Origin of the sequence: Pseudomonas cimarronensis, from assembly GCF_049331905.1 — a bacterium.
In the GTDB taxonomy this organism is placed as follows: domain Bacteria; phylum Pseudomonadota; class Gammaproteobacteria; order Pseudomonadales; family Pseudomonadaceae; genus Aquipseudomonas.
In genome coordinates this window covers 1237488-1252121 of the sequence record NZ_CP186283.1, presented here as the reverse complement: position 1 = coordinate 1252121, position 14634 = coordinate 1237488, and the positions used below count along the sequence as shown (strand labels likewise).

11 protein-coding genes are annotated in these 14634 nt (G+C 63.1%); all 11 read left to right on the top strand.

The window, feature by feature from the left end; translation table 11 throughout:
• Window positions 1-3 precede the first annotated feature (3 nt).
• The 11 genes from accB to atzF all read left to right on the top strand — a co-directional run bounded on the left by accB (window position 4) and on the right by atzF (window position 14532).
• Entirely contained in the window at window positions 4-465 is a 462-nt protein-coding gene (gene accB / locus ACOCLD_RS05800) for an acetyl-CoA carboxylase biotin carboxyl carrier protein (protein WP_233683595.1), read from the top strand.
• 17 nt (window positions 466-482) lie between these two features.
• A complete protein-coding gene (accC, locus tag ACOCLD_RS05795) occupies window positions 483-1832 on the top strand; it encodes an acetyl-CoA carboxylase biotin carboxylase subunit (RefSeq protein ID WP_257776961.1) in 1350 nt (449 codons plus the stop codon).
• A 144-nt stretch (window positions 1833-1976) separates the two neighbouring features.
• Window positions 1977-2855 carry a 50S ribosomal protein L11 methyltransferase gene (gene prmA / locus ACOCLD_RS05790; RefSeq protein WP_422911188.1) on the top strand — a complete coding sequence of 293 codons (879 nt, stop codon included), beginning with the start codon at window positions 1977-1979 and terminating at the stop codon, window positions 2853-2855.
• A 75-nt stretch (window positions 2856-2930) separates the two neighbouring features.
• Entirely contained in the window at window positions 2931-4292 is a 1362-nt protein-coding gene (locus ACOCLD_RS05785; protein WP_422911187.1) for a DUF3426 domain-containing protein, read from the top strand.
• Window positions 4293-4471: 179 nt separating this feature from the next.
• Complete coding sequence (dusB, locus tag ACOCLD_RS05780) at window positions 4472-5470, top strand: tRNA dihydrouridine synthase DusB (RefSeq protein WP_422911186.1); 999 nt, start codon at window positions 4472-4474, stop codon at window positions 5468-5470.
• Entirely contained in the window at window positions 5467-5787 is a 321-nt protein-coding gene (gene fis, locus ACOCLD_RS05775) for a DNA-binding transcriptional regulator Fis (RefSeq protein WP_108486851.1), read from the top strand. Before dusB ends, fis begins: the two co-directional genes overlap by 4 nt.
• A gap of 91 nt (window positions 5788-5878) precedes the next feature.
• A complete protein-coding gene (gene purH / locus ACOCLD_RS05770; RefSeq protein ID WP_422911185.1) occupies window positions 5879-7498 on the top strand; it encodes a bifunctional phosphoribosylaminoimidazolecarboxamide formyltransferase/IMP cyclohydrolase in 1620 nt (539 codons plus the stop codon).
• Window positions 7499-7695: 197 nt separating this feature from the next.
• Complete coding sequence (gene purD, locus ACOCLD_RS05765) at window positions 7696-8985, top strand: phosphoribosylamine--glycine ligase (RefSeq protein ID WP_422911184.1); 1290 nt, start codon at window positions 7696-7698, stop codon at window positions 8983-8985.
• Between the two features lie 113 nt (window positions 8986-9098).
• Complete coding sequence (locus tag ACOCLD_RS05760; protein ID WP_422911183.1) at window positions 9099-11876, top strand: response regulator; 2778 nt, start codon at window positions 9099-9101, stop codon at window positions 11874-11876.
• Window positions 11877-11946: 70 nt separating this feature from the next.
• Window positions 11947-12543, top strand: a complete 597-nt coding sequence (locus ACOCLD_RS05755) for a MarC family protein (RefSeq protein ID WP_233683587.1) — start codon at window positions 11947-11949, stop codon at window positions 12541-12543.
• Window positions 12544-12732: 189 nt separating this feature from the next.
• Window positions 12733-14532, top strand: a complete 1800-nt coding sequence (atzF, locus tag ACOCLD_RS05750; RefSeq protein WP_422911182.1) for an allophanate hydrolase — start codon at window positions 12733-12735, stop codon at window positions 14530-14532.
• Window positions 14533-14634: the final 102 nt, after the last annotated feature.

Sequence of the window (14634 nt, the reverse complement as noted above, 5' to 3'; positions counted from 1 at the left end):
ACTATGGATATTCGTAAAGTCAAAAAACTGATCGAGCTGCTGGAAGAATCCGGTATCGACGAGCTGGAGATTCGCGAAGGCGAAGAGTCCGTGCGCATCAGCCGCCACAGCAAGCAACCGGCCTTTATGCAACAGCCGGTATATGCCCAGGCCCCTGCCCCGGCCGCCGCGCCAGTAGCTGCCGCCCCGGTAGCTGCCGAAGCTGCTGCACCGGCGGCTGCCAAGCTGAATGGCACCGTGGTGCGTTCGCCGATGGTCGGCACCTTCTACCGCGCTTCCGGCCCAACTGCGGCCAACTTCGTCGAAGTCGGCCAGAGCGTGAAGAAAGGCGACATTCTCTGCATCGTTGAAGCGATGAAGATGATGAACCACATCGAGGCCGAAACCAGCGGCGTGATCGAATCCATCCTGGGCGAGAACGGCCAGCCGGTGGAATACGATCAACCTCTGTTCACCATCGTTTGATCCGCGGAGAGCCTGCGATGTTGGAAAAAGTTCTGATCGCCAACCGCGGCGAGATCGCCCTGCGCGTCTTGCGCGCTTGTAAAGAGCTGGGCATCAAGACCGTCGCGGTGCATTCCACCGCTGACCGCGAGCTGATGCACCTGGGCCTGGCCGACGAGTCGGTGTGCATCGGCCCGGCCTCGGGCGCGCTGTCCTACCTGAATATTCCAGCGATCATCAGCGCCGCTGAAGTCACTGGCGCCACCGCCATTCACCCCGGCTACGGCTTCCTCGCGGAAAACGCCGACTTCGCCGAACAGGTGGAAAACTCCGGCTTCGCCTTTATCGGCCCGAAAGCCGAGACTATTCGCCTGATGGGCGACAAAGTGTCGGCCAAGGACGCCATGAAACGTGCCGGCGTACCGGTGGTACCTGGCTCCGACGGCCCACTGCCGGAAGACGAAGAAACCGCACTGGCGATTGCTCGCGAAGTCGGTTACCCGGTGATCATCAAAGCCGCTGGCGGCGGCGGTGGTCGCGGCATGCGCGTGGTGTACAAGGAAGAAGACCTGATCAAATCGGCCAGACTGACCCGCAGCGAAGCCGGCTCGGTGTTCGGTAACCCGATGGTCTATCTGGAGAAGTTCCTCGGCAACCCACGTCACGTGGAAGTCCAGGTCATCTCCGATGGCCAGGGCAACGCCATTCACCTGGGTGACCGTGACTGCTCGCTGCAGCGCCGCCACCAGAAGGTACTGGAAGAAGCGCCGGCTCCGGGTATCGATGAAAAAGCCCGCGCCGAAGTGCTGCAACGCTGCGTCGATGCCTGCATCGAGATCGGTTATCGCGGCGCCGGCACCTTCGAGTTCCTCTACGAAGACGGTCGCTTCTACTTTATCGAGATGAACACCCGCGTGCAGGTTGAGCACCCGGTTTCGGAAATGGTCACCGGCATCGACATCGTCAAGGAGATGCTCAGCATCGCCGCAGGCAACAAGCTGTCGTTCAAGCAGAGTGACGTGGTGATTCGCGGCCACTCGCTGGAATGCCGAATCAACGCCGAAGACCCAGATAACTTCATGCCCTGCCCAGGCAAGGTCAAGCACTTCCACGCGCCAGGCGGCAACGGCGTGCGGATGGACTCGCACCTGTACAGCGGCTACAGCGTGCCACCGCACTACGACTCGCTGATCGGCAAGATCATCACCTACGGCAAGGACCGCGACGAGGCCATGGCCCGTATGCGCAACGCGCTGGATGAGATCGTGGTCGACGGCATCAAGACCAACGTGCCCCTGCACCGCGATCTGGTCCGTGACAAAGGCTTCTGCAAAGGCGGCGTGAATATCCACTACCTGGAGAAAAAGCTGGGTATGGATAAGCACTAAGCTTCGGCATAGCGCAAAGACAAGGGCTGCCATTCGGCAGCCCTTGTCGTTTCTGCCCTACCAGCGGTGGCAGCCGCACCACCGCTTCAAGTAAGCTGCGCGCCAATTTGCAGCGTCCTGCCACAGTGTTCACGAGGTTTCCCCATGCCCTGGTTACAAGTTCGTCTCGCCATCACCCCGGAGCAGGCGGAAACCTACGAAGATGCGTTGCTGGAAGTCGGCGCCGTCTCGGTAACCTTTATGGACGCCGAAGACCAGCCGATTTTCGAACCGGACCTGGGCACCACACCGCTGTGGTCACACACCCACCTGCTCGCCCTGTTTGAAGCCGACACCCCGGCTGACGCGGTATTCGCGCACCTGCAATTGCTCACCGGCGCCGAATTGCCGGAGCACCAGGCCGAAGTGATCGCCGACCAGGACTGGGAGCGCAGCTGGATGGACGGCTTCCAACCCATGCGTTTCGGCCAGCGCCTGTGGATCGTGCCGAGCTGGCACGCCGCACCGGAGCCAGATGCCGTCAACCTGCTGCTTGATCCGGGCCTGGCGTTCGGCACCGGCACTCACCCGACCACCGCGCTGTGCCTGGAATGGCTGGATGGCCAGCACCTGCAGGATTGCAGCGTGATCGACTTCGGTTGCGGCTCGGGCATTCTGGCGATTGCCGCCCTGCTGCTCGGCGCACCCACTGCCGTCGGCACCGATATTGACCCACAAGCCCTGGAAGCCTCGCGCGACAACGCCGGGCGCAACGGTATCGACCCAGCGCGCTTCCCGGTCTTCCTGCCGGCCGATATGCCACAGGAGCAGGCCGACGTGGTAGTTGCCAATATTCTCGCCGGCCCGCTGGTGGCGTTGGCTGCGCAGATCACCGCCTTGGTCAAACCCGGCGGCCGCCTGGCCCTGTCAGGGATTCTGGCCGAACAGGGTGACGAGGTGCGCGCTGCCTACAACGACGCCTTTATCCTCGACCCGACCGCCGTTAAAGACGGCTGGGTACGCATCAGCGGTGTACGCCGCTAACCGGCCACCGCGCACAGCTGCTGCATTAGCGAGCACTTGCGTTAGACTAGCCGCCTTGTTCAACCGGACCGCCGCATGACCCAGAGCTTCGTCACCCAGTGCCCCCATTGCCGCACCAGCTTTCGCGTGAACCTCACGCAGCTGGGTGCCGCCCATGGTGCCGTGCGCTGCGGAGCCTGCCTGCACGTGTTCAATGCCGCACAGCAGTTGCGCGAGCAGGGCCAGCAACTGCCGTCCCCCGCCGTGCCAGTGGCCGCGCCAACGCCAACACCGACTCCACAGCCGAGCAAACCGCCCGCGCCGCCCGCGCCGCGCCCGGTTACGCCCAGCACCGCACCCGCAATACCGGCGGCGCCTGCCAGCAGTAAAGCCAGCGACACCCTGTGGATTCACGACGACCTGGATCTCGACAGCCTCGACCTGGATGAGGAGCTGGCCAAGCTTGAAGCCCAGGAACAGCAACTGTCGAAACAGTTTCTGGCGATTGATAACGCGCCCAAATACAGCGAAACCTTCCTCACTCCGGAATCCGCCGAGCATGACCCGCTCGACGAGCGCTGGGCCGAAGCCCTGCTGCAGGATGAGCAACCCAAGCCCACCGCCAGCCTGACCTTGCAGGACGAGCGCCCGCCCCGGACCTCACCGGCAGCAGCACGCGCGCCCAGCCCGGCTGAGCCGGTTGCTGCAGCGCCCGAGGCCTTTTCGCTACCGGCAACCGAACCGCCGCTCAACCTCAGCGCCACCGACCGCCGCGCCGCGCCGCCCGAGCCGGAGATCGAACACATCGAGCTGCACGCCGAGCGTAAACCGTTCAGCGCCCTGCGTGACGATGACGACGAGACAGCACCGATCACCACGAAGAAGACCGCGCGCAGTGAACCCGAGCTGCGCGACGACCACCTCTTCGAGCTGGATGACGAGCCGTTGCAACTGGCCTGGCAACAACCACAAAAGCCCTGGGGCCGCTGGATCGGCTGGGGCCTGTTGAACCTGATTGGGGCCAGCGCCCTGGCCGGGCAGTACGTGATGTATCACTTCGACGAACTGGCTCGCCAGGATCAGTACCGCCCCTGGTTCGAACAGCTCTGCCCGGCGGTCGGTTGCCAGCTGCCGTCTAAGGTCGATATCGCCCAGATCAAGAGCAGCAACCTGGTGGTGCGCAGCCACCCGGAATTCAGCGGCGCCCTGGTGGTTGACGCGATCCTCTACAACCGCGCGGCGTTCTCCCAGCCCTTCCCGCTGCTGGAAATGCGCTTCGCCGACATCAACGGCCAACTGCTCGCCAGCCGCCGTTTCAAGCCCAGCGAATACCTCGCTGGCGAGCTGGCCGGTAACGCGGAAATGCCGCCGCAGACGCCTATTCACATATCCCTGGACATCCTCGACCCCGGCACCCAAGCGGTGAACTACAGCCTGAGCTTCCACTCCCCGGAATAGCCTGCACGCGGCGGATTGCTTGAAAATCCGCCACAACCAAACCCTTCGCGATAAGCCCACAGCTGTTCAGAATTTGTTCAAAACAGCCTTTCTCCGGTCATCCAGAGCGGGTATCATGCCCACCCTTTTTCGCACTCTCCTTTTTGTTCAACAGCAGGTCTCTTGAGCAGGGAAGCCCTATGTCGGCGCTACGCATCGGCCCCTACACATTGCCAAACTCGCTGATCCTCGCCCCCATGGCGGGCGTCACAGACCAGCCGTTTCGCCAGCTGTGCAAGCGCATGGGCGCGGGTCTGGTGGTGTCGGAAATGGTCACCAGCGATGTGCGCCTGTGGAACACCCGCAAGTCGAGCCTGCGCATGATTCACAGCGGTGATCCCGAGCCCCGCTCGGTACAGATCGCCGGTGGTGATCCCGAGATGCTCGCCGAAGCGGCGCGGCGCAACGTGGAGATGGGCGCGCAGATCATCGACATCAACATGGGCTGCCCGGCCAAGAAGGTCTGCAACAAGGCCGCCGGCTCCGCCCTGCTGAAAGACGAACAACTGGTGCGTGACATCCTTCAGGCCGTGGTCGCTGCGGTGGACGTGCCGGTGACCCTGAAGATCCGCACCGGCTGGGACCGCGAAAACAAAAACGGCATCAACGTGGCGAAGATCGCCGAAGACGCCGGCATTGTCGCCCTGGCCGTGCACGGCCGCACCCGCGCCGACCTGTACATGGGCGAAGCCGAGTACGAGACCATCGCCGCGATCAAACAGTCGGTGTCGATTCCGGTGCTGGCCAACGGCGATATCGACTCGCCACAAAAGGCCAAAGCCGTATTGGCCGCCACTGGTGCCGATGGCCTGCTGATCGGCCGCGCCGCTCAGGGCCGGCCGTGGATATTCCGTGAAATCGAGCACTACCTGCAGACCGGCGAGCAGTTGCAGGCACCGGGTCTGGCCGAGGTGGAACGCATTCTGCTTGAACATCTGACAGCCCTGCACGCCTTCTACGGCGATGTGATGGGCGTGCGGATTGCCCGCAAACATGTCAGCTGGTATCTCGCAACCTTGCCGGGCGCCAAGGAGTTTCGCGCCCAATTCAATCGTCTGGACAGTACGGACGCGCAGTGCGCCAACGTTCGCGAGTTTCTCAGCGAACGGCATAACAATGGAGAAGGGGTGGCCGCATGACGATGTTGACTGAGACTTTAGGAAGTGAAATGGCTCCCGTGAGTGACAACAGCAGCTTGAAGCAGCATCTCAACACGCCAAGCGAAGAGGGCCAGACCCTGCGCGGCAGCGTCGAGAAGGCGCTGCACAACTACTTCGCCCATCTTGAGGGCGCGGACGTCAGTGACGTCTACAACCTGGTGCTCACCGAAGTGGAAGCGCCGCTGCTGGAAACCGTGATGAATTACGTCAAGGGCAACCAGACCAAGGCCTCCGAACTGCTCGGCCTGAATCGCGGCACCCTGCGCAAGAAGCTCAAGCAGTACGACCTGCTGTAACCCTGAACTCCCGAAAAGGGCGGCCCACATGAGCCGCCTTTTTTGCTGATAGCTCTTTGATTGCCAAAACTTCCGCCTGATGGACTCTGAAATGACCGACCAGACCACCCGCCTCCCCGTTCGCCGCGCCTTGATCAGTGTTTCCGACAAGACCGGCATCCTCGAGTTTGCCCGCGAGCTCGTCGCCCTGAATGTGGAAATCCTCTCCACTGGCGGCACTTACAAGCTGCTCAAGGACAACGGCATCGCCGCCGTGGAAGTGGCCGATTACACCGGTTTCCCGGAAATGATGGACGGTCGCGTCAAGACCCTGCACCCGAAAATCCATGGCGGCATCCTCGGCCGTCGCGCCCTCGACGGCGCAGTGATGGACGAGCACGGCATCAAGCCGATCGACCTGGTCGCGGTCAACCTCTACCCCTTCGCCGCCACCGTGGCCAAGCCGGGTTGTGACCTGGCCGACGCCATCGAGAACATCGACATCGGCGGCCCAACCATGGTCCGCTCCGCCGCGAAGAACCACAAAGACGTGGCCATCGTGGTCAACGCCAGCGACTACGCCGGCATCGTCGAGAGCCTGAAAGCCGGTGGCCTGAGCTACGCCCAGCGCTTCGACCTGGCCCTGAAAGCCTTCGAACACACCGCTGCCTACGACGGCATGATCGCCAACTACCTGGGCACCATCGACCAGAGCCGCGACACCCTCTCCACCGAAGAACGCGGCGCCTTCCCGCGTACCTTCAACAGCCAGTTCATCAAGGCCCAGGAAATGCGCTACGGCGAGAACCCGCACCAGAGCGCGGCGTTCTACGTGGAAGCCGGCTCTTTGAAGGGCGAAGGTGAAGCCAGTGTCGCCACTGCCATCCAGCTGCAGGGCAAGGAACTGTCGTTCAACAACGTCGCCGACACCGACGCCGCGCTGGAGTGCGTAAAGAGCTTCGTCAAGCCAGCGTGCGTCATCGTCAAGCACGCCAACCCGTGCGGCGTCGCCGTGGCCCTGGACAGCGAAGGCGGCATCCGCCAGGCCTACGAACTGGCTTACGCCACCGACACCGAGTCGGCCTTCGGCGGCATCATCGCCTTCAACCGCGAGCTGGACGGCGAAACAGCCAAGGCCATCGTTGATCGTCAGTTTGTCGAAGTGATCATCGCCCCGAAAATCAGTGCTGCCGCCCGTGAAGTGGTGGCAGCCAAGGCCAACGTGCGCCTGCTGGAATGCGGCGAATGGCCAGCCGAGCGCAGCTCGGGTTGGGACTTCAAGCGGGTCAACGGTGGCCTGCTGGTGCAGAGCCGCGATATCGGCATGATCAAGGCCGAAGACCTGAAGATCGTCACTAAACGTGCACCGAGCGAGCAGGAAATCCATGACCTGATCTTCGCCTGGAAAGTGGCCAAGTTCGTCAAATCCAACGCCATCGTCTACGCCAAAGGCCGCCAGACCATCGGCGTCGGCGCCGGCCAGATGTCGCGCGTCAACTCCGCGCGTATCGCCGCGATCAAGGCCGAGCACGCTGGCCTGCAGGTCGCCGGCTCGGTGATGGCGTCCGACGCCTTCTTCCCGTTCCGCGACGGTCTGGATAACGCGGCGGCTAATGGCATCACCGCGGTGATTCAGCCGGGTGGTTCGATGCGTGATGCCGAAGTTATTGCCGCCGCCGACGAAGCCGGGATTGCCATGGTGTTCACCGGCATGCGCCACTTTAGGCACTAAAATCGGCCGCACTCGGACAGGCATCTGCGGCGTTGTCCGGCCCTCCCCCATGCTCATTGCCAGAAGGCAACTCCGCTGGGTGAAGGGCCGGACGCCTTGCATCTACCAGCCCGATCGCGACCTCGAAATTTGTAGGACGGATAACGCTTCGTTTATCCACCAAACGGCCATACGCCGGCCTCCATTGGGAGAGAAACATGAACGTATTGATTATCGGCAGCGGCGGTCGTGAACACGCCCTGGCCTGGAAAGTGGCACAGGACAAGCGCGTCGAGAAAGTTTTCGTCGCCCCAGGCAACGCCGGCACCGCCGTTGAGCCCAAGTGCGAAAACGTCGCCATCGACGTGCTGGCCATCGAGCAGCTGGCTGACTTCGCCGAAAAGAATGTGCAACTGACCATCGTCGGCCCGGAAGCGCCGCTGGTCAAAGGCGTGGTCGATCTGTTCCGCGCCCGCAAGCTGGATATTTTCGGCCCGACAGCAGCAGCGGCCCAGCTGGAAGGCTCCAAAGCCTTTACCAAGGATTTCCTGGCGCGCCAGAACATCCCAACCGCCGACTACCAGAACTTCACCGAGGTCGAGCCAGCCCTGGCCTACCTGCGCGAAAAAGGCGCACCGATCGTGATCAAGGCCGACGGTCTGGCCGCGGGTAAAGGCGTGATCGTTGCCATGACCCTGCAGGAAGCCGAAGACGCCGTGCGCGACATGCTCGCCGGCAATGCCTTCGGCGACGCTGGTTCGCGTGTAGTAATCGAAGAGTTCCTCGATGGCGAAGAAGCAAGCTTTATCGTCATGGTCGACGGCGAGAACGTGCTGCCGATGGCCACCAGCCAGGACCACAAGCGCGTTGGCGACGGCGACACCGGCCCGAACACCGGCGGCATGGGCGCCTACTCGCCTGCGCCGGTGGTCACCGCCGAGGTGCACAAGCGCGTGATGGACGAGGTGATCTATCCGACCGTGCGCGGCATGGCCGCCGAGGGCAACGTCTACACCGGCTTCCTCTATGCAGGTCTGATGATCGACAAGGCCGGCAAGCCCAAGGTCATCGAGTTCAACTGCCGCTTCGGTGACCCGGAAACTCAGCCGATCATGTGCCGCCTGGAAAGCTCCCTGGTGCTGCTGGTCGAGGCCGCCCTGGCCAAGGCGCTGGACAAGGTCGAAGCCACCTGGGACCCGCGCCCGACCGTCGGAGTGGTGATCGCGGCGGGCGGTTACCCCGCCGACTACGCCAAGGGTGACGTGATCGAAGGTCTGGATGACGCCGCACAACTGGACGGCAAGGTGTTCCACGCCGGTACCGCACTGAAAGACGGCCAGATCGTCACCGCCGGCGGCCGCGTACTTTGCGCCACAGCCATTGGTCGCACGGTCGAAGAAGCCCAGCAACAGGCCTACCGCCTGGCCGAGAAGGTCCGCTGGAGCGGCAGCTTCTACCGCAACGACATCGGCTACCGCGCCATTGCCCGCGAACGCGGGGATAAGTGAAGGTAAATAAAGGGTAAAACACGACAAAGGTGGCCAATTGGCCACCTTTGTCATATTTCCCTCACGAACAGCTTGGCTATAATCCGACCACTTATTTCTGAAGGGACTTCACTGTGCGCCGGCTGAGGATTGCCATCTACCTGCTACTCAGCTCACTGCTGATGACGCTCCCACTGGCGTCAGTTCAGGCAGAGTCGCAGGCATGGTCACACCTCATCGACCCCAGCGCCGCGCTGCAATTCAATGACATCCGCAGCCCCATCCGCCAGCAGCAGTTCCGTCCCGCCGACCTGACCCAGCTCTACACCCCCGGCGGCTCCAGCGCCCTGTGGCTGCACCACCGCCTGCCAGCCAACACCGATGCGCAGATGCTGAGGGTGTTTGCGCCCTACCTGGCCTACCTCGATCTCTACGTGCTGCAAGGCGATGAGTTGGTCGAACAGGCGCACACCGGCAGCAACCTGCCGTTCTCCAGCCGCCCACTGGCCAGTCGGGATTTCCTCCTGCCGCTGCCCAAGGCCGAACAGCCGCTGGATATCTACCTGCGCCTGGCATCCGAACATGCGCTGCGCCCCAGCATCACCCTGCAAAGCGCACAACAGATGGTGGCTGACGATAATCGCCCGCTGTTGTTCGGCTTGCTGCTCGGCTGCCTCGGCATGCTGGTGGCGTACAACCTGGTGCGCTTTGCCTACACCCGCGCAGTCAGCGGCCTGTGGCTGGCCGCCACGCAAATCTGCCAACTGGCTGCGATGATCAGCCTGCTCGGCATCAGCACACCCTGGCTCAACGAATGGCAAAGCCTGCAACCACAGATCGCCAATCTGGCGATGCTGCTGGCCGCACTCTGCGCCCTGTGTTTTACCGCCAGTTTCTTTCACAAGGTCTGCCCAAGTACTCCCCTGAAGCACCTGCTGAGTGGTGAAGTGGTGGTCATCAGCCTGGTCTGCGTGGTGCTGCTGGTAGCCACCAATCTGCAATTCAACCAGCTGGTCTACCTGCTCAACGCCATCGCCGGCCTGAGCATCCTGCTGGTATCACTGACGCACTGGCGCCATGGCTACCAACCGGCACGACTGTTCAGCCTCGCCGTACTGCTGTTCTGCGCGGCCTTTCTCTGCGCTCTGCCGATTCTCTTCGGCTACTGGGCGGTGCATAGCGAATCCATGGCCTACGGCCTGCTCGCCATCACCGTTGTCAGCGGCTTTATCCTCAGCATGGCGTTGAGCGAGCGGCAGCGGCGCATCGTGCAAGACCAGTTCAGCACCAGCCGCGCCTTGGCGGCCAGCTCCGCCGAACTGAAGGCCAAGGCCGAGTTCCTCGCCAAGATCAGCCATGAAATCCGCACGCCAATGAACGGCGTGCTGGGCATGACCGAGCTGCTGCTCGGCACGCCGCTGTCGGCCAAACAGCGCGACTACGTGCAGACCATCCACAGCTCGGGCAACGAGTTGCTCACCCTGATCAACGAAATCCTCGACATCTCCAAGCTCGAATCCGGGCAGATCGAACTGGATGACGTGCAGTTCGACCTCAATGCACTGATCGAAGACTGCCTGGATATCTTCCGCGCCAAAGCCGAACAGCAGAAGATCGAGCTGATCAGCTTTATGCAACCGCAAGTACCACGGGTGATCAGCGGCGACCCCACGCGCCTGCGCCAGACCCTGCTGAGCCTGCTGGACAATGCCTTCAAACAGACTGACGAAGGCGAAATCCTCCTGGTCGTGGCACTCGACAGCAAGAGCGAGCAACCACGCCTGCGGATTGCCGTGCAGGACAGCGGCAAGCCGCTGGATGCCAGCGAGCGCGACGCGTTGCTGAATGCCGAACTGCACAGCAAGGACTTCCTCGCCGCGACCAAGCTCGGCGGCCGCCTCGGCCTGATCATCGCCCGCCAGCTGGTGCGTCTGATGGACGGCGAGTTTGGTATCCAGAGCGGTGGCAGCCAGGGCTCGACCCTGTGGCTGACCCTGCCGCTGGACGCCGCGCGCCTGGAGCAGCCTACCGCCGACCTCGACGCCTCGCTGCAAGGCGCACGCCTGTTGGTGGTGGACGACAACGACACCTGCCGCAAGGTGCTGGTGCAGCAGTGCAGCGCCTGGGGCATGCAGGTCAGCGCCGTGCCCTCGGGCAAAGAGGCCATGGCCCTGCTGCGCACCAAGGCGCATCTGCGTGAATACTTCGATGCCGTACTGCTCGATCAGGACATGCCCGGCATGACCGGCATGCAGCTGGCCGCGCGGATCAAGGAAGACGCCAACCTCAATCACGACATTCTGGTGATCATGCTCACCGGCATCAGCAATGCGCCGAGCAAGATCATCGCGCGCAACGCCGGGATCAAACGCATCCTGGCCAAGCCGGTGGCCGGCTACACCCTGAAGACCACCCTGGCCGATGAACTGGCGCAGCGCGGCAAGGGCGATTCGCCGATGTTCAGCCCGACGCCGGTCAGCACACCGCTGAACGTGCCCGGCGATTTCCGCATTCTGGTGGCCGAGGACAACACCATCTCCACCAAGGTGATCCGCGGCATGCTCGGCAAGCTCAACCTGCAGCCCGATACCGCCAGCAACGGCGAGGAAGCCCTCAGCGCGATGAAAGCCCAGCAGTACGATCTGGTGCTGATGGACTGCGAAATGCCGGTGCTCGACGGCTTCTCCGCCACCGAGCAGCTGCGCGCCTGGGAAGCCGCCGAACAGCGCGCGCGTACCCCGGTGGTGGCGCTTACCGCGCATATCCTCAATGAGCACAAGGAGCGCGCGCGCCAGGTCGGCATGGACGGGCATATGTCCAAGCCGGTGGAAATGTCGCAACTGCGCGAACTGATTGAACACTGGGTTGCCGAACGGGAAATCCGCCGCCAACGCGACGCCCTGCCGTCCTGAGCAGGGTGATTGCCCGGCAACCGCTACACGCTTACCCTGCCACCCTTCTTTATCGAGACGAGTCCTTTCCATGGCGTCCGCGCTGTTCAGCCTGTATCTGAAACTGCTGGTGCTCTATAGCCCGTTCTTCGTGCTGTCGTGCTTTATCGGCCTGAGCCGTGGCTACACCGTCAAGGAACGCAAGCGCCTGGCTTGGAAAGTCGCCCTAGGCGTGCTGATCGCCAGCGTGCTGCTGTACCTGTTCGGCAAGCACATCTTCACCCTGTTCGGTATCACCATTGACGCCTTCCGCATCGGCGCGGGTAGCGTGCTATTTATCTCGGCCCTCGGCATGGCCCAGGGCAAGTCAGCGGTGCAGAGCGATAACGTGCAGCAGGACGTGACCATCGTGCCGCTGACCATCCCACTCACCGTCGGCCCCGGCACCATCGGTGCGCTGCTGCTGATGGGCGCCAGCCAACCGGAGTGGAGTGACAAGGCGATTGCGGTATTCGCCATCGCCCTGGCCAGCCTGACGGTAGGCGTAGTGCTCTACTTGTCCAACCAGTTCGAGCGCTTGCTCGGCGATCAGGGCCTGCAAATTGTCAGCCGCCTGATGGGCCTGTTCGTTTGCGCGCTGGCCGCGCAGATCATCTTCACCGGGGTAAAGAACTACCTGGTGCCGTAATTTCATCCGGGCTGCGCCGCTGCACCATTCACTTGCAGCGCGGCCCCAGCACGGTGCAGCGCACCTCTCCCGCCTCGCCTTCCGCAGCCCAAAAAACAAACTAAGCATTTGAAATAAAAGCATTTATAAAAACTGGCATCCTCATTGCTCTAGTGATTCCAACTTGGATACAAGATGGAATCTCGAAGCATGTCCAACGCACCTAGCGCTTTCACCCTCGCGCAATGGCAACAGGCCTACCGTGACGGCCAATCCCCTGCCGAACTGCTGCACGCCCTGCGCCTGGAACTGCGCACCGATGACAGCGCCTGGATCGCCCTGGCCAGCGAAGCTCAACTCAATATTCAACTCGATGCCCTAAACAGCGCGCTGGAAGGTGCCGCCGGTGACCTGAGCAAGCTGCCGCTGTACGGCGTGCCCTTCGCCATCAAGGACAATATCGACGCCGCCGGCTGGAGCACCACCGCCGCCTGCCCGGAGTTCGCCTATGCGGCCAAGGCCGACGCTACAGTGGTCGCCCGCCTGCGCGCTGCCGGTGCCATCCTGATCGGCAAAACCAACCTCGATCAGTTCGCCACCGGTCTGGTCGGCACCCGCTCGCCGTATGGCGCGGTGCCCAACAGTTTCAACCCGGATTACGTCAGCGGTGGTTCCAGCTCCGGCTCGGCCAGCGTGGTGGCGCGTGGCCTGGTGCCCTTCGCCCTGGGCACCGACACCGCCGGCTCCGGCCGCGTACCGGCGGGCTTCAACAATATTGTCGGGCTCAAGCCAACCAAGGGCTGGCTGCCCAATAGCGGCCTGGTGCCGGCTTGCAAGACGCTGGACTGCATCTCGGTATTCGCCTTGACCGTGGCCGATGCCCTGGCCGTGGCCACCATCGCCGGCGGCTACGACGCTGCCGATGCCTACAGCCGCAAGAACCCCAATAGCGCCAAGGTCGGCATGCCCGCCCAACCGCGCCTGGCCGTGCCAAGCAATCCTGAGTTCTTCGGCGACAGCCAGAACCAGGCCGTCTATGAGGCCGCCCTGGGCAAACTGCGCGAACTGGGCGCCGAGTTGCAAGAGATTGATTTCGCGCCCTTCCAGCAACTGGCCGAGCAACTCTATTACGGCCCCTGGGTCGCCGAACGCACGGTAGCGCTGGAAGGCGTTGATCCTGCACATATCAACCCGGTGGTGCGCGGCATCGTCGAGAATGGCCACACCTACAGCGCCTGCGACGCCTACCAGGCCGAGTACATCCGCGCCGAGCTGAGCCGGAAGATCAATGACCTCCTGGCCGGCTTCGACGCCCTGGTGGTGCCGACCTCGCCAACCACCCGCACGCTAGCTGAAATGGAGGTCGAGCCGGTACTGTTCAACAGCCAGTTCGGCACCTACACCAACTTCACCAACCTCGCCGACCTGTGCGCCCTGGCGCTGCCCGCCGGTTTCCGCGATGACGGCCTGCCGGCCGGCATCACCCTGATCGCCCCGGCCTGGCACGACCAGGCGCTGGCCGCGCTCGGGCAACGCTGGCAGCAGGCCAGCGGCCTGCCTCTGGGCGCCACCGGCCAGCCGCTTCCCCAGCAACCCAGCGACGATACAGCGGCGCCGGGCAGCGTGCGGGTGGCCGTGGTCGGCGCGCACCTGACCGGCATGCCACTGAACTTCCAGCTCACCACGCGCAATGCCGTACTGGTCGAGCAGACCACCAGCGCCGCGCATTACCGCCTCTACGCCCTGCCCGGCACCGTGCCGCCCAAACCGGGCCTGGCGCGGGTCGCCGAGGATGGCGCGCAGATCATCGTCGAGCTGTGGGACGTACCGCAGGCACGCTTCGGCGAGTTCGTCGCCGAGATCCCGCCACCGCTGGGCATCGGCAACCTGGAGCTGGCCGACGGCTGCTGGGTCAAGGGCTTCATCTGCGAGCCCTACGCGCTGGATGGCGCCCGTGACATCACCAGCTTTGGTGGTTGGCGCGCCTTTATCGCCGAAACCAAGAAGTGAATGGCAGGGAGAAGGGTGGCATGTATGCCCCCTCTCCCTAGCCCTCTCCCCAAAGGGAGAGGGAACAGTTCAGCGCCTGCGCGCATATGCGTGCGGCAAGCC

Excerpts from the sequence above, each read along its gene's own strand:
- fis (WP_108486851.1), top strand. The coding sequence starts at position 5,467 with ATGACGATGTTGACTGAGACTTTAGGAAGTGAAATGGCTCCCGTGAGT.
- purD (WP_422911184.1), top strand. The coding sequence starts at position 7,696 with ATGAACGTATTGATTATCGGCAGCGGCGGTCGTGAACACGCCCTGGCC.
- accB (WP_233683595.1), top strand. The coding sequence starts at position 4 with ATGGATATTCGTAAAGTCAAAAAACTGATCGAGCTGCTGGAAGAATCC.
- prmA (WP_422911188.1), top strand. The coding sequence starts at position 1,977 with ATGCCCTGGTTACAAGTTCGTCTCGCCATCACCCCGGAGCAGGCGGAA.
- ACOCLD_RS05785 (WP_422911187.1), top strand. The coding sequence starts at position 2,931 with ATGACCCAGAGCTTCGTCACCCAGTGCCCCCATTGCCGCACCAGCTTT.
- dusB (WP_422911186.1), top strand. The coding sequence starts at position 4,472 with ATGTCGGCGCTACGCATCGGCCCCTACACATTGCCAAACTCGCTGATC.
- ACOCLD_RS05755 (WP_233683587.1), top strand. The coding sequence starts at position 11,947 with ATGGCGTCCGCGCTGTTCAGCCTGTATCTGAAACTGCTGGTGCTCTAT.
- atzF (WP_422911182.1), top strand. The coding sequence starts at position 12,733 with ATGTCCAACGCACCTAGCGCTTTCACCCTCGCGCAATGGCAACAGGCC.
- accC (WP_257776961.1), top strand. The coding sequence starts at position 483 with ATGTTGGAAAAAGTTCTGATCGCCAACCGCGGCGAGATCGCCCTGCGC.
- purH (WP_422911185.1), top strand. The coding sequence starts at position 5,879 with ATGACCGACCAGACCACCCGCCTCCCCGTTCGCCGCGCCTTGATCAGT.